Here is a 24,320-nt window from a genome sequence, read left to right as displayed (position 1 = left end):
ATTCTTTTTTGGAAAAAAATATTAAAATGAATACTGAAAATAAAAAATTAAAACTTCCTTTAGAAGGCTTAGCCGGATTAAAGGAAAACTTCTCAACCGACGCTATTTCGGGTTTTATAGTTTTTTTATTGGCTTTGCCATTAAGTTTGGGAATCGCCAAAGCCTCTGAGTTTCCGCCAATTATGGGTTTGGTTTCTGCCATTATCGGTGGCTTGGTTGTAAGCTTTTTTATGGGATCAAGATTAACGATTAAAGGCCCAGCTGCAGGATTAATAGTGATAGTTGCAGGTGCTGTGAATGAGTTTGGCGGTGGAGAAACAGGCTGGCATTTGGCGTTGGGTGCAATGGTTGTTTCAGGTGTTATCCAGATTTTGTTTGGCGTTTTCAAACTAGGAAAACTTGCAGACTTTTTTCCTTTGTCTGCCATTCATGGGATGTTAGCTGCTATTGGTATCATTATCATAGCCAAGCAAATTCCTATTTTATTGGACATTAACCCAGCACTTTTAAAAGGAAAATCTCCTTTAGAGCTTTTGGCTTCTATTCCGCATTTTATTATGCACATGGATCCAAAGGCAACATTGGTTGGTTTGGTCAGCTTCAGTATTATGATGATTTGGCCGCTTCTGGACAGTCCGATAAAGAAAATACCAGCTCCATTGATGGTTTTATTATTTGCTATTCCGGCAGAATTGATGTTGGATTTTCAAACAACAGAACCAGCTTATGCCTTGGTGCACATCGGAAATCTTTTGGAAAACATAAAAATAAACGTTGATTTTGGAGGTTTTGCTCACACCGGTATTTTTATCAAATATGTGATTATGTTTGCTTTGGTAGGGTCATTAGAATCATTGTTGACGGTAAAAGCCATAGATATGCTAGATCCTTTTAAACGCAAGTCGAACACCAATAAAGATTTGATAGCCATCGGAATCGGCAATACGCTTTCTGCTATTTTGGGAGGTTTGCCGATGATCTCAGAGGTGGCGAGGAGTTCTTCAAATGTAAGTAACGGAGCAAAAACGAGGTGGGCTAACTTTTTCCATGGATTTTTTATACTTGCTTTTGTGTTGTTGGCTTCGCATTTAATAGAATTAATTCCAAACACAGCTTTGGCGGCCATGTTGATCACTGTCGGAATAAAACTGGCTCATCCAAGAGAGTTTATTCATACTTTCAAAATTGGAAAAGAACAACTTGCTATTTTCTTGGTAACCATATTTTTTACTTTGTTTGAGGATCTTTTGGTAGGAATAGCAGCAGGTATGATTCTGAAGCTTATCATTCACGCTTATCATGGAGCACCGATTTTAGCTCTTTTTAAAGCTCCTGTGATAGTATCTTTTACAGACAATGAATATCTGGTTGAAATAGACAAAGCTGCTGTTTTTTCTAATTTTTTAGGAATAAAAAGTAAACTGGAGGCCATTCCTCCTGGTTTCAAAGTGGTTATTGATTTGAAAAATACCAAGTTGGTAGACCACTCCGTGATGGAGAGTTTACACAATTTTGAACGCGAATATACTGAACATGGAGGCACAGTATCCATAGTTGGTCATGAGGAACATGAGCCTGCTTCTAGTCATGCTTTTGCTGCAAGACGCAAGAAATAATTAAAATTCATTTTTTTTTCACACCTATTTTTTTGAAAAAATAGGTGTGAAAATCTATTCCCAAAAATCAAGATCATGAAAAAGATAATCGCAGTAAGCGTATTCATTTTATTTTCGATACAACCTGCAATTTTTGCACAAATTAAAAGTCAAAATAATGATGTCTGGCTTCATTATGTGGGTAAGAATAAAGTTTCGAAGAAAACATTTTTAACACTTGAGGCCACCATGCGTTATGCAAATGGTTTTAAAGAAAAACAACAGTATTTTGTTCGTCCATCAGTTGATTATCAGGTTAATAACTATTTGCTGGCTAGCATTGGCTATACGCATTACAATACTTTTGTTTATGGAAATCCAGCTATAAACAAGCGACCTATTCCTGAAAATCACGTATGGGTTCAAACCAATTTTACCCATCAAGTAGGTGCTTTTAAATTAACAAATAGAATCCGAGATGAAAATCGTTGGGTAGGTTTAGCGACCTTAAAACCTAATAGCAACGCATACATAATTAACAATTATGCTTACAGAAATCGCCTAAGATATATGCCCATGGTGACTTTTCCTGTTTTAAAACACGATAAGCGTACCGTTATAAATGGTTTTGTTGGTGATGAAGCATTCATAAACATCGGGAAAAATGCTGGAGCAACACTGTTTAATCAGAATAGGTTAATACTTGGGCTAGGTTATGTTATTTCCAAGAAAAGTCAAATACAGCTAAGCTATATTAAACAGAGAATCTGGAATTTTACGGATACCATAGAAGAAACTAACCCAACATTAAGAGTTTCATACCTGATTAATCTAGATTTTACCAAGAATTAGCAGTTTCGTTTAAAATTGAAAAGTATATTTAGGCACTTCCGAGCTTATTTTTGTTGTAATTTTGTGTTTTAGAAAGAAAATAAATGAAAAACAACGATATTCTCAGGAGACTTAGATATACTTTCAATTTTGGTGATGACAAAATGATAGATATATTTTCAAAAGGTGGTTTGGTAGCATCAAGAGCGGAAATTAGCGATTGGCTAAAAAAAGAAGAAGACGAAAGTCACAAGCCTTTGAATGATAGGATATTTGCTTCATTTTTAAATGGTTTCATAGTCAATTTTAGAGGGGAAAAAGAAGGCGGAATTCCTGAGCCCGAAAAGCAATTGAATAATAATATCATCTTCAGAAAGTTAAAAATCGCTCTTAATTTTAAAGACGATGACCTTTTGGCTATTTATGAATTGGTAGGTATGAGGGTGAGCAAGCATGAAATAAGTGCCATTTTCCGAAACCCTTCTCAGCCACAATTTCGAGAATGTAAAGATCAGTTTTTACGTAATTTTTTGGATGGTTTGCAAGCAAAGTACAAAATGTAATTTATTGATATTTAATATTATAAGATTTTTTAATATTTAAATCTCCTATTTGTGAATTAATAACTCCTCTTAAATTTAATAAGTAATCTTGGAATAGTATTTGTAATGATTTATTTGAACATTACACTTTTTTCATGATTAACTTAGATTTCGACTTAAACTTAGAATATCAGAACTTTGAATTTGACTTGCAATTAGAAATAGCTTCCTATTTTGTACCATTAAGTTTTCATAAAAATGAATTTATTCTAGAGAAGGGGCAGATTTGTAAAGGAATTTATTATATTGAAACTGGCCTTTGTAGGTCATATTTAGTCAGTAATGGAAAGGAGTACACCACTTCTTTTGGCTTAGATCAAATATAATCTGTTCTCCAATTAGTTATTTGAAGCAACTTCCGTCTGAGGAGTATATTCAGGCTTTAGATAAAACTCAGTGTTTTTTCTTAGCTTATGAGAGTATTCAACTTTTGTTGGCCAAGTATTTTATCTTTAATGACTATGTAAGAAGATTATACGAAAAGTTATTTATTGAGGCCGAAAATCTGCTAAATTCTATCAGAATAGATAGTGCTCTGCAACGATATGAAAAATTTATGAGAGAAACTCCACATCTTTTAAATAGAATTCCTTTAGGGTATTTGGCTTCGTATTTAGGAATGAGCCAAGAAACATTGAGTAGAATGAGAGGTAAAATATAAAAGGAGATTTCAATTGAAATCTCCTTTTGCCTAATCAAACTGCAAGGTGTTTAAATTAACATCCCCAGCCAAAAGAAAAACTAAAACTTACTTTTGGTAAGCAATAGCTTGGTTTTGGAGCACAGTTATTGTTGTTGTTTGAGTAACCTCCAGTATTGCATGTTGGTGCTGGCGGAGTGTAACAAGTTTTAGGTGGAGTGTAGCAAGTTGGTTTAGGAGCACAGCTGCTTCCCAAAAGTGATAGCAAACCGAATGTTCCACCTTTCACTTCTTCTGTGTTCGAAATTTCCATTCCTGCAAATTTGTCTAATGATTTCATTGTTCTGGGTAATTTTAAAGTTTTAATTTATTTTCCTGCTCTCATTGCTTTTACGCTTAGGAGACATTACAAATGTAATTGCTTAATTACCAAGTTCCTTATCAAGAAAATCGCTTTTTGATTTATATCAAATTCTGTGATTCGGGTATTAAACGGTATGATTTTTGCATGGATTTGAATACATTATCTATTTTTTATATAGACTTCTCACCAATATATTTAAGTATTGAGATAATTGTGGATTTTACCTTAGGTGCGAAGCTTTTGATTTCAAGTACTTGGCATATTGATTCTATCACAAAATAAATTTCGGATAAATTTTGTATATTACTATTTAAAACAATCCAGTTTTTTACCCATTCTTCAACAGTTTCATCTTTTTCGATTTCTTGTACTTCATTGAAGAAATCGAGTAATCCTTGATCAATATTGGACGATTGACTATCTTCTTCATTTTCTATTATTGTCGATAGAAGTTTATTTTTATCCACCAGCACCAATGCTAAAAATGAAAGTTGGATGGTTATATTTATTCTGTTCTTTTCTTCAATAAAAAAATCATTGTAGTTAAGTGCTTCAATTAAAATCCTGCTGAGGCGAATCTCAAAAGCATTACCATCAATTATGCTAGTTGGAACCTCAATATTTGAGGTTTGGGTTACTTTGTAAATTCGTTCTACAGAGTTGGTCACAAAGTTTTTGAAAATTAAGTCTTCAGGACTATCGCTAACACCAATGGGTAATTTTTCTAAAAAATGCTCAATATTAAATATGTCATTTTTGCTGATTTTTGAAGTAAAGATTATCAAGCAAGGGCCTCTTTCTGAACAGAAAAAAAAGAAAAAAGAACTTGGGAATATGTCATTTTGAACGAAATTAAGAACTGCTTTCCAATTTTTTTTGTCAGCATTTATCCTTAAGCCCTCAAGATTATTTTGTTCAAATAGACTCATTTCTTTAAAGTATTATGGGATGTTCTTTATCAAACTCTGCGAAAACAACTCCATTCCCAATTTTATTTTTATTAATTCTTTTTTTTGAGGATATACTTTCCTTTGTTTTAGCAAAGCTTTTATTCTTTACTTGTGAGTAAAAGTAAATTAGTTTTGTTTGATCTATTTTTGATTCAATTATCTGATAATCAGATAGTAGTATTGGATCGAGGATTCCATTTTCTACTGAGTTATCTTTTAATATATATCTATTTTTTTCTTCTAGCAGTTTTATATACTCATCACATTTGTTGTATTGGTCATCAATCACAATTCCTGATTCATAGGTATTGTCATTTAATACAAACACAATTTTGCTCTGATAAGGTGTGTTTTTCTCTATCAGGATATGTTTCAGATTTTTAAACAAATATTCATTTTTTATTCTTTCAAACTCTGAGTGTTGAATGGCCCTTTGAAAATCAGGATTATTAAATTCAATATTTTTTAAACCCTTTTCGATTAAACGGGTCTTTAGTTCTAGGTCTTCAAAACCATAGTATTCTATTTTCTCATCATAACCTCCAATTTCAAAAAAAGCATTTTTAGTGAAACATATTTTTCCAAATACATCAGATTTTGAGTTTTCTTCAGGGGAAACGAAGACATTCTGGTTTTCAGAAAATACCTTTGAAATGTAATCAATGAAACCTTCACCAATAAAATTATCAGCATCAAGGTTGCAAATAATATCTCCTGAGGCGAGCCTCATGGCCATATTTCTAGAGTGACTTCTTTTGTAATGATCTGAAGTCGTGGTCTTAAAATATTTTATGCTTTTTGGTAATCTACTGCGGTTGTTTTCTATCCATTTATCTAGTCCGTCCGTCGAGTTATAGTCTAGAATTATTATTTCATGGTTTTGGTCACCACAGATACAATCCAAATTATAAGGAAGTGTTTGTTTCAGATGATGAAGTCTATTCATCACTGTTGTGCAGAAAGATATTTTCAGTTGCTCTTTTATATGATTGCGAGTTTAATGTATTATTTACTAAGAAGACATAGTGCTAGCCTGTTCATCCATTTTTTTTAATAAATAATCGTCAAATATTATATCTTCAAGAGGGACTTTAAAAAACTGACTGGCCTTTATTATATTCCTTATGGTAGGGGTTTTCAAGTCGCTTTCCCACTTAGAGTAAGTCGTTTGCGTAACATCCAGCATATAAGATATTTCTTGTTGAGAATATCCAAAATTTATCCTCAAATTTCTTAAGTTTTTGCCTATAGCAATAGGCATTAAGTAGTCTATATTCATCGTTTTTCACTCATTGGTTATGAGTAAAATTCAAAAACTATACCATTCAATAATTTATTGAATCAGAAAAAATGTAAAAAAAAAGTGAAGGACATAATACTACACAATAAGGTCTAATTTGCTACTTAAATACTTCCAAAGCCATTGTTTAAGTTTTTTTTATTTTCCTAGTTTTTTTTTCTCCGTGCCAATTAGCTCTTTGGTATAGTTTTTGTAATGTTATTCATGTAAAAATTGTAATGTTATTCATGTAAAAATATTGTTTTGAATATTACTAATATACAAATAGAAATTACCTCTGACGCTGACAATGTTCCAGACAGAATACTTTGGGGAAACAACACTGGCATAGAGGTAGAAGAAGCCAAGGCCATATCGATAGGGGTATGGGATGCAAAAGGAAGGGGTTCGATGGTGATGGAGCTTTGGAACAAAGAAATGCAGACCTTGGAATTGAAAGGATTCTATTTGGAGATTATAAAAAAAATAGGAGAGACCATTAGAACCGCCACCGATGATCATGTGGTTTCTAATATAATTGATAATGCGTGTTTTCAGATTTCTTCTTTGTTAGAAGAAGAAGTAAAGAGATAGTTTCTGTGCTTTTTTAAGTTTTTAACTCGGTTTTTTTTGTAAAAAATCGGGTAACTCGTATTTTATATACTTTGGTATATAAGCCTTCTCGTTTATTGTTTTCACTTTTGTGCTGTTGTTAAACATTAAAACACCCCAAAAAGATGAAAAACCTAAATAACTTTGCTCATTTTGTTTTGAATAATTCAGAAACCTTTGAAATCAAAGGAGGAACTTTCTGTTCAGGAAATAAATATTCATCTAGAGATAATTGCAGACCCTCAAGAAGCGAATGCGATTATAGCAAGCCAAAGTATAGCGGCTGCAATATTTCATTTGATTTTTCAATAAATTTTCAGGGTTGTAGCTCAAAACCTAAAACTTGTAATTCTTCACCAGCAGAACCACCAGTTAAAGAGTTTAATGTATAATTGATTTCGAGATTTTTAAGAAATATTAATTGTTTATGTTGGAAAGGAGTCTTCACTTGAAGGCTCCTTTTTTGTATTTGAAAATACCCTCAATGCGGCATGAATTTTGATTTAATAGTTCTAGGATTATTAAAAAAGTATTGAACAAGAAATTTATTCATTATCGTCAGTTTGACCAAATGGACTGTGGGCCAACTTGCCTTCGCATGGTAGCGAAGCACTATGGCAAAAACGTGAATATCCAATTTCTTCGTGATAAATGTCAAATAAACAAAGAAGGAGTCTCGCTTAAAGGAATTGGTAAAGCAGCTGATTCTCTAGGTTTTAGGTCTTTAGGTGTTAAAGTAACATTTGAATTACTTAAGGAAGCTCCTTTGCCATGTATAGTTCATTGGGACCAAAATCACTTTGTGGTGGTTTATGGTATAAAGCAAAAAGGGAAAAAAACCAATATTTATGTAGCTAATCCTGGAACAGAAAATGAAGTTTATACCAAAGAAGAATTTGAAGAACATTGGATAAGTATTGATGAAAAAGAGGGTATTGCTCTTTTGCTTGAAACTACTCCAAAATTTGCAGAATTTGAAAGTCATAGCTCGCTGGAAGCTCTGAGCTTTAGGCGTATAGGTAGTTATTTAGTCAAGTACAAAGCCCTGATTTTTCAACTTTTTATAGGTTTGCTGGCTGGGACATTGATTTCCATGATTCTGCCGTTTCTTACACAATCAGTTGTTGATACGGGTATTCAAACCAAAAATCTCAATTTTATTTATTTGGTTTTTATAGCTCAGTTGATGCTTTTTTTGGGCAGAACCGGCCTTGAGTTTATCAGGAGTTGGCTATTGTTGCACATTAGCATGCGACTAAACCTGACCATAATTTCAGATTTCTTGATTAAGCTTCTGAGCCTTCCACCGTCTTTTTTTGACACAAAAATGACAGGAGATATTTTGCAGCGAATCGATGACCACCACGAGATCGAATCTTTCCTTTCATCTACCACACTGAGTTTTGTTTTTAACTTCTTTACTTTTATAGTTTTTGGGTTTGTATTAGCTTATTACGACCTAAGTATTTTTACTATATATATTGTCAGTGGAGTTCTTTATGTTTTTTGGGTTAGGTTTTTTCTTAAAAGAAGACGAACAATCAATCAAACAAAGTTTACTTATTCTGCTCAAAATCAGTCCAAAATAATTCAGATGATTTCGGGAGTTCAGGACATCAAACTTACCAATTCTGAGCAAGATAAAAGATGGGAATGGGAAAATCTTCAAATAAAAATATTCAGACTAAACCTAAAAAATTTGGCTTTAGAGCAATTCCAAAGCTCTGGGGCTTTGCTTATAAATGAAGGCAAAAATATTATAATATCTTTTATAGCTGCCAGAGAAGTTATAGATGGTAATCTTACACTTGGAGGGATGATGGCTCTCCAGTATATTGTTGGTCAGTTAAATGGCCCTATTGATAGCCTTGTAGGTTTTATTCAGCATTATCAAGACGCCAAAATAAGCCTTGAAAGACTCAACGAGATTCATACACTAAAAGATGAAGAGCCTTATGAAAATTCATTTGTTCAAAATTTTGATACTGAAGGAGATATTTCAATCGATAGTATAGAGTTTTCCTATCCAGGAATTGAGAAGCCAACACTGAAGGACATAAGTTTGAATATTCCCGCTGGCAGAGTGACGGCTATTGTGGGTTCCAGTGGCTCTGGTAAAACCACTCTATTGAAACTCCTCTTGAGGTTTTATGAACCTAGCTCGGGAAGAATATCTGTTGGAGATTCTAATCTTAGCAACATACTCCCAAGTGCATGGCGACAAGAGTGCGGTACAGTGATGCAAGAAGGTTATATATTTTCAGATTCTATTGCCAAGAATATAGCTGTTGGTGTTGAAAAAATAGATCATGATCGACTTTTCCATGCCGTAAAAGTGGCGAATATTGCCCCTTTTATTGAGCAATTGCCAACTGGCTATAATACAAAAATTGGAGATGAGGGTATAGGAGTGAGCCAAGGTCAAAAACAGAGGATTTTGATTGCTCGAGCCGTTTACAAAAATCCAAGTTTTATTTTCTTTGACGAAGCCACAAATGCACTAGATGCTAATAATGAAAGGGTTATAATGCAAAATCTAAATAGTTTTTTCAGAGGGAAAACCGTGATTGTAGTTGCACATAGGCTCAGTACAGTTAAAAATGCCGACCAGATTATAGTTCTGGAAAACGGCCAAGTGGCGGAAGTTGGCAATCACGATACCTTGATTCAAAAGCGTGGATTCTATTTTTCATTGGTTAAAAATCAACTCGAACTTGGCTGAAACTATGGAAAATAGCTACAACAAAAAATATACCCAAGATAATCTCAGCATGCGGATTTTGAACGCTTCGCATGATGAAAAACCGTTAGGTAAAAGTGGGAATTTTGAGAAGGATAACTACGGTGGTTCTGAAGTTTTGGGAATCAATAAAAGCATAAAAGATGTTGGGTTTGAGAGCCAGACTACACATAGTACTGAGAAGAGATTAAAAGGGCTTAAAAAAGCCGAACGAAGCGATTTGGTAAAAGAAGTGTTGGAAGCTCCACCATCGTGGTTGGTTAAATGGGGAAGCACCTGGACATTATTGGTTGTTTTGATGATTTTGGCCATTAGTTGGTTTGTTGAATATCCCGATTTAGTAAAAGGCGTAGTGCAAATAACTAGTGAAGACATAGCCAAAACTGTAACGGCAAAGAAAGAGGGTCTTTTAGCAGAAATCTATGCAAAAGAGGGGCAGATAGTTAAAAAGAATGAACGAATTGGGTTAATAGAATCGATAGCAGATACTAAAGAGATTGAAAAATTAAAAATATATTTAATTGATATTCAAAGTGATATAAGTAAAAATGGATTTAGCACTAGCGGGTTGAAGGAGTTTAATGATTTGGGTGAAATCCAGCAGGATTTTCAAAGTTTTGCTCAAGTATTTATTTCAAAGAGTAATTTTGACCCAGATGGAGTGGAGTCAGAAAAAAAATCGATACTTAATCGCGATTTGCTTGAAATAGAAGAAATTGACAACAATCTTCAGAAACAAATGGCCAATTATAAGAATGATTATAACTTGGCGAAAGATGAATATGCCAATCAGTTAAAGCTAAACAAAAAGGGATTGATTTCGGCCAACGAATTGCGATTAGCCGAAAGCAAAGTGATTGCCAAAAAACAGCAAATAGACCAGGCTATCTCATCTTTTAATACCAATCAACTTCAGAAAAACCAGAAGAAACAAGAAATATTGTCTGTTAGAAAAGGTAAAGTGGAACAAAGCTCCGCTTTCAAGCAGGAGGTTAATAAGCTGCTTCAAGCGATTGAAAATTGGGAAAAAATACATTATTTGATAGCTTCGACTGATGGAAAACTGATTTATCTTAAAAATATTCAAATAAACCAACAGCTCAAGAATGGGGAAAGTCTATTTTATATTTTGCCAAATTCGGCAAATGCATTTGGAGAAATGTACGTGGGTCAATACAATATCGGAAAGATAAAAGTGGGTCAAAGGGTAATTTTAAAATTTGATGGATACCCATACCAAGAGTTTGGAACAATGGATGCCAAAATAGCCACGATTTCTGATATTCCGATAGATTCAGTTTATAAAATAAAGGTTTTGTTGCCCAATAATGAACTTAAGAGTTTTAACAAAAATGTAAAGATAAAAGTCGGTATGACTGCGTCAGGAGAGATAGTTACGGAGGATTTAAGACTTATAGAAAAGTTATTTTACGAAATCAGGAAGTATGTTAAAAGATAAGGCCAGATTACTTCTTTGTTGCATTTTCGTGCAAATTTCGCATTCTTTTGCCCAAAAAGCATTGAGTTTGGAAAATTGTATAGAAATAGCTCTGAACAACAACCAAGATTATAAGAATTTATCGTTACAAACTAAAATAGCCAATATAAAGATCGAACAGTCCCAACTTGAAAAGTATCCTTCTCTGTCAAGTGATTTTTCTCAGGGTTTTAATTTGGGAAGAAATATTGATCCTTTTAGTAACCAATTCGTCACAAAACCTATCAATTCGGCAAATTTGGGGTTTTCTTCTAATGCTACTTTATACAACGGTGGACAAATGAAAAATACAACAAAACTCAAATTGATAGAAAAAAATGTTGTTCAATTGGAAGCTGAGAAGTCCAAAATACAAATAAAAAAATCTGTTGCTTTAGCATATTTGGAAGTTGTGCTGAAAAAAGAAATTCTGAAAATCAAAAAAGAACAAAAGGTAATTGTTGATGAACAAATAAAGAGAAATAATGCATTGTCAGAACTCGGAAATGAAGCTGTAGCTAGTAAAATAGATTTAAACGCCCAGTTGGAGAATGAAATTTACCAGATAGTAGATACGGAGGCCAGTCTTAAATTGGCTAAACTTAATCTCGCACGGCTATTAAACCAAAAAGAATTATTAGATTTTGATGTACAAGAGCCTATTAACACCACAATGGCAAATCTGAATTTCAACAATAATATTGTCGGAGTAGCACATTTAAAGCAAAAACAGCTTGAAATAAATCAGGCAGATATCAATCTTTTCCTAAAAGAAAGTCAGAAGAAACCTTCCATATTTCTGAATGGAGGCCTTTTTTCTAATTTTTCGAGTGAAGCTCCTCCTCGATTTAAAAACATCGGGGGAACACCCAAGCAGGAGATAGTTCAGGTGCCAAGCCAGTTTGTTCAAATTGAAAATCAGAAGTTTCCCATTAGTCAGGTCGTGACACTTCCGAATGTAACAGAGTCTCAATTCGGCTATTTTAATCAACTTGTCTCCAACTTTGGTCTAGGATTTAAAATTAATGTTCAATATCTGATTTATGATAAAGGTTTAAGAAACTCCCAAATTCAATCCCAAAAAATTGAAAAACTAATGGCTCAGAATAATTATTTGAAAGCAGAACAAGAACTTTCTAATGAGCTAAAAGAATACAAAACTTATATTGAGATTTCAAAAAGTAAATTTTTACAAGCCCAAAATCAAGAGAAAGCACAACAAAAGGCCTTTGAATTGGCCAAAATGCGTTTGGAAGAAGGAATTATCAGGTTTGCAGAGTTCAATTTGGCCAAAACAAATTTAGAGTTAGCCAAATCAAATGTGCTACAGAATAAATTTAGTTTTTACTATTACACCTTGGTTTACAAATATTTTTTTGAATAGAGTGGGAAATTTAGCATTCGGCCTAACTTCTTAAAAAATGGTAGTTTCATCTTCTATAAATAGTTTGTAAATAGGAGGGCTAAGGGACGAACCATTGGTACAAAGCTCCATTGTAAATCTGTTCTTATGGTAAGAAATATTTCAGTGAAAACCTTACTGAAGACCTTTCTATTGAGTTTTTGAGCGAAAGAGCCTACATAGGTGAGTCTAATTTTTATCGAACTTTCAAGCATGAGTTGGGTGTATCGCCAAACGATTTTATCATTGAAGAGCGTTTGAAAATTGCCGAGAGTTTGCTGCGTAATCCACGAATGAGTGTTAAAGAAGCTTATTTAGCCTCTAGCTTTAATAGTTTCTTCTATTTCTGCCGAATTTTCAAGAAAAAGAAAAATCTTTCACTAATTGAGTTTAAGGAAAAGTCTAATATTTTTGGTTGATATGGTGACTAAAATGAGTAGAATTTGTTATTCTAAATATTTAGGATTACTTTTTTGAAAAAAAACCAAAATGAAATTTCTCTTTTCCATCTTATTTTTTTTTACAACAATTGTCTACTGTTATTCCCAAAAACCTCGGCCTAGAGAGTGTGGGATTGAATTTGGCATTCTTAAAACAGGTGCACTAAATGCCATCACTGATGTGCCTGGAGTAAAAGTCGGTCAATTTACGCTTCATCAAGGTGCCGATTTTCATACTGGCGTTACGGCTATTTTACCTATAAAAGAAAATATATTTCAAAATAAAGTGCCAGCAGCTATTTTTGTTGGAAACGGTTTCGGCAAATTGGCGGGTTATACACAAGTGGAAGAACTTGGAAATATTGAAACGCCCATTCTTTTAACAAATACGATGGCCGTTTCAACTGCCATTGAAGCTTTGATAGATTACACCATTCAAAATCCTGAAAATAGAAATGTTAAAAGTGTAAATGCAGTTGTTGGAGAAACCAATGACGGAGGATTAAATGATATTCGAGCCAGAATATTGACCAAAGAAAATATGTTGGAAGCCATTAAAAAAGCCAAAATTGGGACAGTAGAAGAAGGAAATGTGGGTGCAGGAGCAGGAACCATGTGTTTGGGATTTAAAGGGGGAATCGGAACTTCTTCAAGAGTTTTGCCAAAATCTAAAGGTGGTTATACACTAGGCGTTTTAGTTCAGTCTAACTTCGGTGGAGTTTTACAAATAGGAGGGAATCCCATTGGTCAGTTATTGGGTAATCATAAATTCAAAAACATCGAAAAAGAATATAAAGAAGATGGATCGTGTATGATGGTCGTTGTTACTGATGCTCCTCTAAGTGCCAAAAATCTAAAAAGATTGGCTGCTAGAGCTATGCTAGGCCTGGCGAGAACTGGTGGAATGGCTGCTAATGGAAGTGGAGATTATGTTATTGCCATTTCTACAGCAAAAGACTTAAGAATTGCACATGAGGCCAAAGATATGTATGAAACCTTTAAGGTGTTAAGAAACAATGATTTGGATTTACTATTCCAAGGTGTTGTGGAAGCCACAGAAGAAGCAATTATCAATTCCTTATTTGCTGCTGAAGATTTAAGCGGTTTTAAAGATTATAAAGCAGAGGCTTTGCCTGTTAAGAAAGTACTCGAGTTGCTCAAAAAATAAAAAATCACCTGAGCTATTGCTTAGGTGATTATATATATTCAGGAAAATATAAATTTTAATCTAAATCAATACTTGTAATAAAGGCATCTTTTTTGGCAGAATCTTCATCCAAAACTTTTACCATGATTTTATCTTGGTTACTCAAACTTCTTGTAATTTCTATTCTTTCTCTGGCATTTTGATCTAGGAATAAATATGTATCTCGGTATTTAACAGCACCCAAACCTTCTGAGTAATCTGTGGCATTGTCAAATATAATAGGTACAACCAACTTGCCTTTGGTATCTATGTAACCAAACTTTTTGTTTACACTTACTACTGCCATCCCGTTAGAAAAAGCTCTTATGTTTTCGAAAATTGGTTCAACAATCGTTTCGCCTTCAATATCCATAAAGCCCCACAAACCGAATTTTTTGAACCCAAATAATCCTTCCGAAGATTCCTCGATGTATTGAAAGTTTTGAGCTGTAATGTTGCCCTTATTGTCAAGTAATCCGAAGTTTCCGTCTTTCTCAAATACGGCTAAACCATTTTTGAATGGAGTAATATTTGAATATTCGAAAGCTACAATTGATTTAACTTTTTTGTTAATGATGCCGAATTTGCCATTTAGTTTTACTGAAGCTAATCCTTCACTGAAGGCGGTAGCCGATTCGTAAATTGGTTCTATAACGGTTGCACCTTTGGTATTGATATAACCAAATTTGTTATTTACTTTAATCAAAGCAAGACCTTCAACAAACGAGCTACCAAACTCATATTTGATATCAATAACTACTTTGCCTTTGTTGTCGATAAAACCTACTTTGCCATTTTTTTCTACTAAAGCAAGTCCCTCAGAAAAACTCGTTGCAAAATCATATTCAGCACTTACTAACTCATTCCCTTTTTGATCTACAAAACCAAACTTTCCGTTTTGTTTGAAAAGTGCTAATCCATTTGAAAAATTCTCAAGGTATTCATATTTGAAATCAACAATTGGTAGTCCGTTCGAACTAATAATTGCGTATTTTTTGCCGTTGCGTACAATCGCATGATTGTTGGAGAAATCATTTGAATAATCGAATACACATGGTATAGCTAAAGATCCCTCTTTGTTTATAAAACCATATTTGCCATTCAACATGATTTTTGAAAATCCATCGGAGTATTTAAAACCCGCCGAGAATTTCTTTGAAACTTGGCCCATTGCCGAAACTGCCACTAATAAAGTGAGGGCGATTGTAAAAAGTGTTTTATTTTTTTCCTGTAACATGGGTAGTATAATTTTGATAATTATACACCAATTCTCGTGCCACTTTTATAGGAGAATATTAAAAAAAAAATTTATAAATTTATTTTTGGTAGCCAAAAAAAACGTAATATATTGATTATTAGATAGTTTCGGAAAATTGAATTTCGTATAATTTTGTATATAATCCATTCATTGAAAGCAGCTCTTGATGCGTGCCAACTTCTTTTATCTCCCCTTTTTCAAGCAAAATGATCTTATTGGCCTTCTGAATTGTACTTAGTCTGTGAGCAATCACAATCGAAGTTCGATTTTTCATGAGCTTTTCTATAGCATTTTGAATAAGTTCTTCCGACTCTGAGTCAATAGAAGAGGTCGCTTCGTCCAGGATTATTATTTTTGGATTTTGCAACAGAACCCTTACAAAAGACAATAGTTGTCTTTGTCCCATGGATAATGTTGCACCACGTTCCATAACTTCGTAGTTATAAGCTCCAGGCAATCGATTAATAAATTCATCAACTCCAACCTCTTTGGCAGCACTGACAATCATTTCATTGGTGATATTTTTGTCACCCATTCTTAAGTTTTCCGCAATACTTCCTTTAAACAGAAAGACATCTTGTAAAACTACGCCAATCTGACTTCTCAAATTTTCGAGATTCCATTTCGAAATGTTGTGTTGGTCTATCAGAATTTCTCCCTGATTGATATTGTAAAAACCATTGAGTAGACTTATTATGGAGGTTTTTCCAGCCCCAGTTGCTCCTACAAAGGCCACAGATTCACCAATTTTTGCCTCAAAATTTAAGTTTTTCAATACCCATTGTTCGTCAATGTAGGCAAACCAAACATTTTTGAAACTTACTTCTCCACGAATTTCTCTTTTTTCTGATTCATTCTGTTCTATATTTTCTTCGTCATCGAGTATTTCTATTATTCTAGAAACACTCACCACGCCCATTTGCAGGGTGTTTATTCTGTCAGCTATCATTCTTATTGGTCTGAAAAACTGATTGATAAACATGATGAATGCAGTAATTGTGCCATAACTTACTTCATGGTTTATAAGGCCTTGAGCTCCATACCACACAATTAATCCAACTCCCAAGGCAGAAATAACATCTGCAACAGGAAAATATACGGAATAATAAAGTATGGATTTTATGTTGGCGTCTCGGTGTTCGATATTCAAGTTCTTAAACTTGGTATGTTCTTGTTGTTGGACATTAAAAATCTGAATGAGACTCATGCCTGAAATTCGCTCTTGAACAAACGAGTTCAGATTGGCCACAGCATTTCTTACTTGATTAAATGATTTTTTTACTTTTTCTTTAAAAACATAAGTGCTTATCAGTAAGAGCGGTATGGTACTTATGCTGATTAAGGTAAGTTTCCAGTCGAGATAGAACATGACAGAAATAATCAGTATCAGCTGTAAAAAATCACCCGCAATAGCTGCAAAACCTGAGCTAAAAACGTCAGACAGAGATTCAACATCAGATATAGTACGTGTCACCAATTTGCCAATGGGCGTTTGGTCGTAGTATCTTAATTTTAAACGAATGATTTTATCGAATACTTGCTGCCTTATATCATGGATGATTTGCTGACTTAGCCAGCCAGCCTCGTAGGTGTTAAAATAAGAAATAATCGAATTAAACACCAAAATGACGACCATGACACCCAAATACAGGGCCAATTTGCTAAAATCACCCTCAGCTATTGGACCGTCAATGGTAGTTTGAATCATCAATGGAAGGGCAGGAGCCAGGACAGCCCCAAGGATAATAAGAAATACTAAAAGAGTGAATTTTGATTTATAAGGTATCAAGAAACCAAACAAACGCTTAAGTATTTGATAATCAACTATTTTTTTTTCTGTTTCCGATGGTTTCAATTTCTTCTGTAATTTCCTAAAATTTTAATTTATTTTATTTACAAAAATCGCCTAAAAAAGCTATTTTTGTACACCTTAACCTATAATAATGTCAGCCATTTGTCCAGATTGTAAAACTCCCCCTGATAACCACCAGGAATGGTTATGTTTTTGTGGAGAGAGTTTTAACCACTTTAATAATATCGGTAAGTGTTTACATTGTGGATATATTCATGAATTTACTGAATGTCAACAACCTGGCTGTAAAAGCATAACCCTGCATTTAAATTGGTACCCTCCTGTCACAGAAAATGTCATGAATTTAAAGTCAGAATTAAATCTTATTTCTTATTTGGAAAAAGCATCTCTTTCAAAAAACCCAATCCGTAGGCTAGATGTTGAATAAATGAAGCTATTATGGAAAGAAAACCAACTTTCAGATTTAGTGTACTTACTGTACTATGAACAAAAATAAATCCAAAATATAAACTCAATAAACCAATCGGGAGAAATTTATAATCAATATTTAATCCTATTAATAAAAATGCAAATATTGTAAATAAAACAAAACCTACTGGAAACAGATGCACGATTTTTATAGGAATCCCAAACATGTTTTTAAGTTGTATTCTCGTTCGCCCAAAGCTAAATATTTGCTTAAAAAAACTTGTAAAATCTCCTCTTCTCTTGTGATATACGTATGCATTGGGAATTAGACATTTTGAGATTTGAAGTCTTTCCAGCCTATTATTTAACTCCATGTCTTCACCCATGTTGGTCTTTTTAAAACCTCCAATTTCACGAAACAATTCAGATTTAATACCACAATTGTAGCTTCTGATTTGGTAGTTTCCTCCAGCATTTTGATTTTTATTTCTAATTCCGCCCGTGGTTAAAAAAGAAGTCATGGAATAACTCAATGCTTTTTGGAAATCGCTAAAATCTTCAGATGCTTTGTCTTCGCCACCAAACGCCTCTATTTTGTGGCCTTCTAAGTAAGCGTCGACAGTTTTGAAATATTCTTTAGGGACAATTACATCCGAATCGAAGAATATTAAAAATTCTCCCGAGGCATAATTTGCACCAAAATTTCTTCCAAAACCTTGACCTTCATTTGGCTTTGAGAAATATTGAAGTTCAAGTGAAGATTGATATTTTTTCGCAATGTTTTCACTTGAAATACTGGAACCATCCTCGATAATGATTACCTCAAAATCTGTAAATTCTTGTAATGTTAGGCTTTCTAATAGCTCCTCAAGTTCTTTTGGTCGATTATAAATCGGAACTACGACAGAGTATTTGATCATTTGTTAGCTTTTAATTCTTTCAAACTATCGTGATTGGCCTTCAATACCTTTTTGATGAGCTTGCTATCTATTTTTGTAGAAACAAACAAGGACTCAAATTGGCTAGGGGCTAAATAGATGCCTCTTTCGAGCATTTTGTTAAAGTATTTGCCAAATGATTTTGTGTCACAAGTTTTGGCGGTATCATAATCTACCACCTTTTCCTTTGCAAAAAACAAGCTGTACATAGATCCCAGTTGATTAACTGAGTAATCAAGCTCTAATTCGGCCAAAGATTTTCTAATCCCTGATGCTAATTCTAAGCCCGCATTATCTAGGTCTTTGTAAATGTCTGTGTGTTTTTTTAGATGTTTTAGCATTTCCAATCCAGCTGACATGGCAATAGGGTTACCCGAAAGCGTCCCTGCCTGATACATTGGACCAGATGGAGATACCATTTCCATAATTTCACGTTTTCCGCCATAGGCTCCAACAGGCATACCGCCCCCAATGATTTTACCCATGGTCGTCAAGTCTGGGGTTATGTTAAATCGTTCTTGAGCACCGCCAAGTGCCAATCTGAAGCCTGTCATTACTTCATCAAATATCAAGATTATACCTTCTTTGGTACAAATTTCACGAATAAATTCAAGGTAACCTGGATTCGGCAAAACGCAACCCATGTTGCCTACCACGGGTTCTATAATCAAACCTGCAATTTTACCTTTATTCTTCTTAATCATTTGACTCAAAGCCTCTGTATTGTTATAAGGCACAGTCAATGTATCATTGGCAGTTGCCTGGGTAACACCTGGGCTATCTGGATGCCCCATACTCATTGCTCCACTACCGGCCGAAATAAGAAAGGCGTCTCCGTGACCATGATAGCAACCCTCAAACTTTATAATTTTGTCTTTTCCGGTATATGCTCTTGCCAATCTAATCGCTGACATGGTCGCTTCAGTTCCTGAATTGACCATTCTGACCATTTCTACTGAAGGCACCAAGTCGCAAATTAACTTGGCCATGCTTACTTCTTTCTTGGTAGGTGCACCAAATGAGAAAGATGATTTTACGGCTTTTCTTACTTCGTTTTCAATCGGCCCAAATGCGTGACCTAGAATCATTGGTCCCCAAGAACCAATCATGTCTATGTACTTATTGTTGTCTTCATCTGTGAGGTAGGCTCCTTTTGCTCTCTTTATGAAACGTGGATTTCCGCCGACAGATTTAAACGCTCTAACAGGTGAATTGACTCCGCCTGGAATATATTGTTTTGCTTCTTCAAAAAGCTTCGAACTATTTTTGTTTTTCATTTTTTATCTATAAATCTCCTCAAATACCTCGTTTTTGTATTTTACAATCGGTACAATTGCATTTTCTTTTATTTTTCCACTAAAATCAAACCCACTTAGAAGGTATTCATCTTTATAAGGCCCAGAGCCTATGTTCAGCTTAAATATGTCTTTCCCATCTTTGAGCATTTTGCCAAAAAAATATACTAAATCATATCCAGCAAAAGCATAGAAAGAAGGATATATGGCCATCTTTTCCAGGAATATTTTTTCAAAGTTTCTAACTTGTTCTTTTTCTTTTGAAACAAATTCAGGATAAATCAAGGAAACATTCTCAGTTAAAACACTTGAGGGTGTTTTTTCCCAAGCAAATGACGAGGCAGTGCATATAATCTCAGATGTAATTTTGCTGTAAGATATACTTTGTAAAAATTTTATTCCTTGATTGTTGTCTGTTGCCAGAAAAACATGACCAGTCTCCGGGACAAGTTTTTGTAGGGTGCCATTGAATTTTTTGAAAGCAGTTATAGTATAGCCCTTCTTTAATGCCTCCGATCTATATATACCCGCAAAAACAGAGTCCTTTTTTGCATTACCAAAGTAAATACTAACTGATTTACTATAGTTTAAGCTATTTACGTACTCCAATACCTTTTTGGATTGTTGCAAATGTGAAGGTTGCATTAAAAAAATGCTGTTACCATCTTTAAGCAAATCCAAGTTGTTTGAAAGTGGATGGACTTGGATGATTTTATTACTTATTGCAAAAGGGACAGCCTCGTAGTTGGGGTCAGGATAAAGTGGACCAACAATTGCATCTAAATTTTTAAACCCTTCTTTTTTTTCTAATAGCTGAAAATCTAACTTGGTCTTTTTTACATCAAATGCATGAAGATTTACAATTATCCCATCATTTTTTAGCTGTTCTGCCGCAATTTTCATTCCCTCATACAGCTCATACGTATATTTGTTTGAGCCCGCACTGTTGGTTATGTCATTTAGATTGAACGGCAATAATATGCCAAAATCAAGTCTAGCGGTTTCTTCATCAGACAAACTTTTCGAGGAATTATTTTTGGCGTCTTTATTCTTAGGGATTTCTTTTAGCTTAAATCTATTGGTAAGCATGTCAGATATCTCCAAATCATCTTTGGAATTGTATCTGTTTGCCTGAATTTTTTCAACCAAATTTCTGGCAAGTACTTCTTGTGTTGGAAATTTGAAGTACAATTCTTTTAGCGTGGAAATGCTTTTTATTTTGGGAATGTATTGGTTAAGAATTCCTTTTTTTATTGCATCAAATTCCTTTTCTTGAATGGCTTCAATGCTTTTAAGTCCTTCCTCAAAATAATTCTCTCCAAAGTTCAATTCAGCATAAATTATTCTTGCTTCACTAACTTTGTCCCAATCAAAATACTTTTCAAATAGTTGTCTGAAAATTACCCTGCTTTGGTATATATTTCCTTTATTCTTGGCCGTCAGTGCATTATAAAAAAAAGCATAAGGCACCATAGGATTGGCATACTCTTTCTCACAAAGCTTGGCAAACTTTGGCCCTGCCAAATCATACTGACTATCAGCGAATAGTTGAACAGCTTTTTTGTATTCTATCAGATAGGCTTGGTCATTCAACTGCTGCCCATATACCGATGAAAACAAACCCAACACTATGACAAATATTTTTTTCATTATAAAGTTGAGATAACCTATTTAGGAGTAAAAAAAAAGCCCTACAAATCTAAAACTTGTAGAGCATTTATTTATTTCTTTTTTCTTGAATTTTTTAATTCACTGCTTTGCTTTTTCATTTCTTCAGAGGCTTGAAGCTGTTTCTGGATGAAATCTCCAAACTTGCTTTTCTTTTGGGGCTTAGTGTGATAGTTTTTACGATTTTTCTCAAGAATAGCAAGAATCTTATCTTCATCGATGAATTTTCTAACTATAAGTTGCTGAGCAATAGTCACTACATTGGATACCAAATAATAGAAACTCAAAGCCGCAGGAAAACTATTCAATACAAAGAAAAACACCAAAGGGAATATGTAAGACAATTTTTTCATATCCACCGGACCTGGTTGGTCTGGCGTAACTTGGTTGTTGTAATAGGTAAAAGCCAAAGATGAGATAGTCATCAATACCACAAAAAGACTGATATGGTGGCCAATAATCGGAAGATTGAAACCCCAGTTGATCAATGAATCATAAGTTGACAGGTCATTTGCCCATAAAAAGTTCTTTTGTCTGAACATCAACATGTTTGGAAACAAGAAGAAAACAGACATCAAAATAGGCATTTGTAACAACAACGGAACGCAACCACTTAATGGACTAACACCCACTTGTTGGTATAATTTCATGGTTTCTTGCTGAACTTTCACTGCATCGTCACCTACTTTTTCTTTTATTGCCGCTATTTCGGGGGCCAAAACTCTCATCTTAGCAGAACTCACATAAGACTTGTAAATAAGTGGTGTCAGAGTGATTTTTATCATCAACACTACAATGATAATCAACAAGCCGTAGTTGGTGATGAACGATTCTACCCAATTGAATAAGGGTACAAAAACATATAAGTTTACGGGTTTCACAATGTCGTAACCCAAGTAAAGATTTTTTTGAAAATCATTTCCGACGCTTTTTAATGCCTCTAGGTCGTTTGGCCCGAAGTAGTATTTCAACGAAACCTTATTTTGACTTAAATCTGTGAAAGGAATCTGTGCGGTTATTTTTCCGATTTTTACGATCGAACTGTCTTCTTGAGGGGTTTTTAGGTCAAACTGCCCTTTTTCGAAGTAACCGTTTTCAGAAACAACACCAGATGTGAAATATTTTTGTTTGAATGAAAACCATTTTACTGGTAAATCTGCCGTCTCATTTTCATCAGATGTACTTCCAAGTCCTAAGTCCTCAAAAGATTCTTCTTTGTCAAAGTAGTTTATTTGGGCAGCTTTGCGGTTTTCTGCTAAATCATTTTCAAGAACCAACATTGGGTTCTCCCAAATTATGGTCGATGGAGCATTTTTTAGAACAGAACCCAGTCCTTCTGTTTTTAAGTCTTGTTTAATTTCAAAGCCTTTTCCAGATATGGTATAGGTTTTTTCTATTTTCCCACCAGAAATCGGAGTTGTAAAAACTACAGTTTCGGCTTTGTCGCCTTTTGCAGAGATACTTGTTTTTGACGCTGAGAAATTCAGATTAGTCAAACTTATATCACCAGCGTTGGTTGGAATTTGAAAGTCAGAAGAAGTGCCACTTCCATCAAATAAAACCATGTTTTCGGTTTTGTTGGCCTGATAAGCAACAAATGTTTTATAATTTTTCAACTCTACTTTTACTATCCTAGCACCTTTGCTCGAAATTGTCACCTTAATATTCTCGTTCTCGGCTGTTATGAGTTGTTCAGCAGCATTGACCACAGAACTGTCAGAAATCGCCATTTTATTCGATGAAGTGGTGTCTGATATTACTTTTTTTGCCACTACAGCTGTATTTTTTGCAGGTTCAGCCGGTGGTGTCAGAGAGTCGTTAAAGTAAATGTAAGTGCCATACATTAAGAACAATAGTATGAAACCTATGATATAATTCTTGTCTAATTTTTCCATTTAGGAGATTATTGATAATAAAATTTTCCGCAAAATTCGTAAAAAATCTTTACTAATTGGAATCAATGTCCAATTAAATTAAGAACGGTCGATTTTGATTTTGAATTCATTTTTTGAATGAGTTGATGTGAAATATAGTTTGAAGCCAAGTGTTTTACCTTTAAATTTCTCTAAAAATATTGTCCAGAATTATGCCTGTAGCCACGCCGGCATTCAATGATTCGGCAGATCCAATTCTCGGAATTGTAATTTTCTGGGTAATGATTTTCTCTATTTCGGGCGAAATTCCATGAGATTCACTTCCTATTACCAGTCCAAAGGGTTTTTCGAAAGGGAAACTGTGAATATTTTTTCCTCCTAAAAATGCTCCATAAATAGGCAAATTTAGTTTCTTGATATAATTTTCTAATTCTACATAATGTGCATTAACTCTAATAAATGAGCCCATGGTAGCAGCAATTACTTTGGGATTGTAAAACTCCACTGTATCATTGCTACAATATACATGACCTATGCCATACCAATCTGCCAAACGTATAATTGTGCCAAGATTACCTGGGTCTTTTATGCCATCAAGTATCAAAATTATCTGACTGTTAGTGGTTTGTGTGTTAGGAGATTCATTTCTTTGATTCACCACAGCCACGCCAGTTTGATTGGTTTTGAAAGTAGAAATGCTTTCAATTTCGGGCTCTTTACAAACCACAATATTCTTGTACTTTGACTTATCGGCTAATTTTTCCTTAAAAATTTCAGTACAGAATATGTTTTCTATTTCAAATTCTGAGTTTAATATTTCTAAAATAGCTTTCTCACCTTCCACCAAAAATTTGCCATATTCTGTGCGGTATTTTTTATTATGAAGAGATTGAACGTATTTTTGTTGCTGTTTAGAAATCATGCTCAATTAATATTCTGGAGATTGTT

At 34.1% G+C, this 24,320-nt stretch carries 23 protein-coding genes; 12 read left to right on the top strand and 11 right to left on the bottom strand.

The window, feature by feature from the left end:
* The first annotated feature begins 26 nt into the window (after window positions 1-26).
* The 5 genes from EGI26_RS11970 (at window position 27) to EGI26_RS11950 (ending at window position 3,689) form a co-directional block, all read left to right on the top strand.
* Window positions 27-1,616, top strand: coding sequence for a SulP family inorganic anion transporter (locus tag EGI26_RS11970; RefSeq protein ID WP_255078595.1), 1,590 nt, complete (start codon window positions 27-29; stop codon window positions 1,614-1,616).
* Window positions 1,617-1,691: 75 nt separating this feature from the next.
* The gene (locus tag EGI26_RS11965) at window positions 1,692-2,447 is read left to right on the top strand and encodes a DUF2490 domain-containing protein (RefSeq protein WP_255078592.1); all 756 of its coding nucleotides are present in this window, start codon (window positions 1,692-1,694) and stop codon (window positions 2,445-2,447) included.
* A gap of 83 nt (window positions 2,448-2,530) precedes the next feature.
* A complete protein-coding gene (locus EGI26_RS11960; protein ID WP_255078591.1) occupies window positions 2,531-2,989 on the top strand; it encodes a DUF1456 family protein in 459 nt (152 codons plus the stop codon).
* Window positions 2,990-3,123: 134 nt separating this feature from the next.
* Window positions 3,124-3,354 carry a hypothetical protein gene (locus EGI26_RS11955; protein ID WP_255078588.1) on the top strand — a complete coding sequence of 77 codons (231 nt, stop codon included), beginning with the start codon at window positions 3,124-3,126 and terminating at the stop codon, window positions 3,352-3,354.
* 20 nt (window positions 3,355-3,374) lie between these two features.
* Entirely contained in the window at window positions 3,375-3,689 is a 315-nt protein-coding gene (locus EGI26_RS11950; protein WP_255078587.1) for a Crp/Fnr family transcriptional regulator, read from the top strand.
* A 55-nt stretch (window positions 3,690-3,744) separates the two neighbouring features.
* Here EGI26_RS11950 and EGI26_RS11945 read toward each other — a convergent pair whose 3' ends face one another.
* The 4 genes from EGI26_RS11945 to EGI26_RS11930 all read right to left on the bottom strand — a co-directional run bounded on the left by EGI26_RS11945 (window position 3,745) and on the right by EGI26_RS11930 (window position 6,261).
* Complete coding sequence (locus EGI26_RS11945) at window positions 3,745-4,008, bottom strand: hypothetical protein (RefSeq protein ID WP_255078586.1); 264 nt, start codon at window positions 4,006-4,008, stop codon at window positions 3,745-3,747.
* Between the two features lie 194 nt (window positions 4,009-4,202).
* Window positions 4,203-4,961, bottom strand: coding sequence for a hypothetical protein (locus EGI26_RS11940; protein ID WP_255078584.1), 759 nt, complete (start codon window positions 4,959-4,961; stop codon window positions 4,203-4,205).
* 4 nt (window positions 4,962-4,965) lie between these two features.
* Entirely contained in the window at window positions 4,966-5,949 is a 984-nt protein-coding gene (locus EGI26_RS11935) for a glycosyltransferase family 2 protein (protein ID WP_409035367.1), read from the bottom strand.
* Between the two features lie 45 nt (window positions 5,950-5,994).
* Window positions 5,995-6,261, bottom strand: a complete 267-nt coding sequence (locus EGI26_RS11930; RefSeq protein WP_255078582.1) for a helix-turn-helix transcriptional regulator — start codon at window positions 6,259-6,261, stop codon at window positions 5,995-5,997.
* A 264-nt stretch (window positions 6,262-6,525) separates the two neighbouring features.
* Between EGI26_RS11930 and EGI26_RS11925 the strand changes: the two genes are divergently transcribed.
* The 7 genes from EGI26_RS11925 (at window position 6,526) to EGI26_RS11895 (ending at window position 14,100) form a co-directional block, all read left to right on the top strand.
* Window positions 6,526-6,855 (top strand): hypothetical protein, encoded by a 330-nt coding sequence (locus tag EGI26_RS11925; protein ID WP_255078579.1) that lies wholly within the window; start codon window positions 6,526-6,528, stop codon window positions 6,853-6,855.
* 143 nt (window positions 6,856-6,998) lie between these two features.
* Window positions 6,999-7,265: a hypothetical protein gene (locus EGI26_RS11920; protein WP_255078578.1), complete on the top strand. Its 267-nt coding sequence runs from the start codon at window positions 6,999-7,001 to the stop codon at window positions 7,263-7,265.
* A gap of 140 nt (window positions 7,266-7,405) precedes the next feature.
* Window positions 7,406-9,595: a peptidase domain-containing ABC transporter gene (locus EGI26_RS11915; protein WP_255078577.1), complete on the top strand. Its 2,190-nt coding sequence runs from the start codon at window positions 7,406-7,408 to the stop codon at window positions 9,593-9,595.
* A gap of 4 nt (window positions 9,596-9,599) precedes the next feature.
* Window positions 9,600-11,072: an HlyD family secretion protein gene (locus EGI26_RS11910; RefSeq protein WP_255078576.1), complete on the top strand. Its 1,473-nt coding sequence runs from the start codon at window positions 9,600-9,602 to the stop codon at window positions 11,070-11,072.
* Entirely contained in the window at window positions 11,059-12,474 is a 1,416-nt protein-coding gene (locus EGI26_RS11905) for a TolC family protein (protein WP_255078575.1), read from the top strand. Before EGI26_RS11910 ends, EGI26_RS11905 begins: the two co-directional genes overlap by 14 nt.
* A 116-nt stretch (window positions 12,475-12,590) precedes the next feature.
* The gene (locus EGI26_RS11900) at window positions 12,591-12,911 is read left to right on the top strand and encodes an AraC family transcriptional regulator (protein ID WP_255078768.1); all 321 of its coding nucleotides are present in this window, start codon (window positions 12,591-12,593) and stop codon (window positions 12,909-12,911) included.
* Window positions 12,912-12,981: 70 nt separating this feature from the next.
* Window positions 12,982-14,100 carry a P1 family peptidase gene (locus EGI26_RS11895; RefSeq protein ID WP_255078574.1) on the top strand — a complete coding sequence of 373 codons (1,119 nt, stop codon included), beginning with the start codon at window positions 12,982-12,984 and terminating at the stop codon, window positions 14,098-14,100.
* A gap of 55 nt (window positions 14,101-14,155) precedes the next feature.
* Here EGI26_RS11895 and EGI26_RS11890 read toward each other — a convergent pair whose 3' ends face one another.
* From EGI26_RS11890 to EGI26_RS11860, 7 genes are all read right to left on the bottom strand, one after another.
* Window positions 14,156-15,355 (bottom strand): WG repeat-containing protein, encoded by a 1,200-nt coding sequence (locus EGI26_RS11890; protein WP_255078573.1) that lies wholly within the window; start codon window positions 15,353-15,355, stop codon window positions 14,156-14,158.
* Between the two features lie 118 nt (window positions 15,356-15,473).
* Entirely contained in the window at window positions 15,474-17,231 is a 1,758-nt protein-coding gene (locus EGI26_RS11885) for an ABC transporter ATP-binding protein (protein WP_255078569.1), read from the bottom strand.
* Between the two features lie 320 nt (window positions 17,232-17,551).
* The gene (locus EGI26_RS11880) at window positions 17,552-18,517 is read right to left on the bottom strand and encodes a glycosyltransferase family 2 protein (RefSeq protein WP_255078568.1); all 966 of its coding nucleotides are present in this window, start codon (window positions 18,515-18,517) and stop codon (window positions 17,552-17,554) included.
* Window positions 18,514-19,812, bottom strand: coding sequence for a glutamate-1-semialdehyde 2,1-aminomutase (hemL, locus tag EGI26_RS11875; protein ID WP_255078567.1), 1,299 nt, complete (start codon window positions 19,810-19,812; stop codon window positions 18,514-18,516). Before hemL ends, EGI26_RS11880 begins: the two co-directional genes overlap by 4 nt.
* A gap of 3 nt (window positions 19,813-19,815) precedes the next feature.
* Window positions 19,816-21,480, bottom strand: coding sequence for an ABC transporter substrate-binding protein (locus EGI26_RS11870; RefSeq protein WP_255078565.1), 1,665 nt, complete (start codon window positions 21,478-21,480; stop codon window positions 19,816-19,818).
* A 71-nt stretch (window positions 21,481-21,551) separates the two neighbouring features.
* Window positions 21,552-23,393 carry a membrane protein insertase YidC gene (gene yidC / locus EGI26_RS11865; RefSeq protein ID WP_255078563.1) on the bottom strand — a complete coding sequence of 614 codons (1,842 nt, stop codon included), beginning with the start codon at window positions 23,391-23,393 and terminating at the stop codon, window positions 21,552-21,554.
* A gap of 160 nt (window positions 23,394-23,553) precedes the next feature.
* On the bottom strand, window positions 23,554-24,294 hold the full coding sequence (locus tag EGI26_RS11860) for an RNA methyltransferase (protein WP_255078561.1): 741 nt from the start codon (window positions 24,292-24,294) through the stop codon (window positions 23,554-23,556).
* Window positions 24,295-24,320 lie beyond the last annotated feature (26 nt).

It is taken from the genome of Lacihabitans sp. CCS-44, assembly GCF_024343735.1.
Lineage (GTDB): Bacteria > Bacteroidota > Bacteroidia > Cytophagales > Spirosomataceae > Leadbetterella.
Note: the sequence above shows the minus strand (reverse complement) of the source record. Positions and strands in the feature narration are given on the sequence as shown.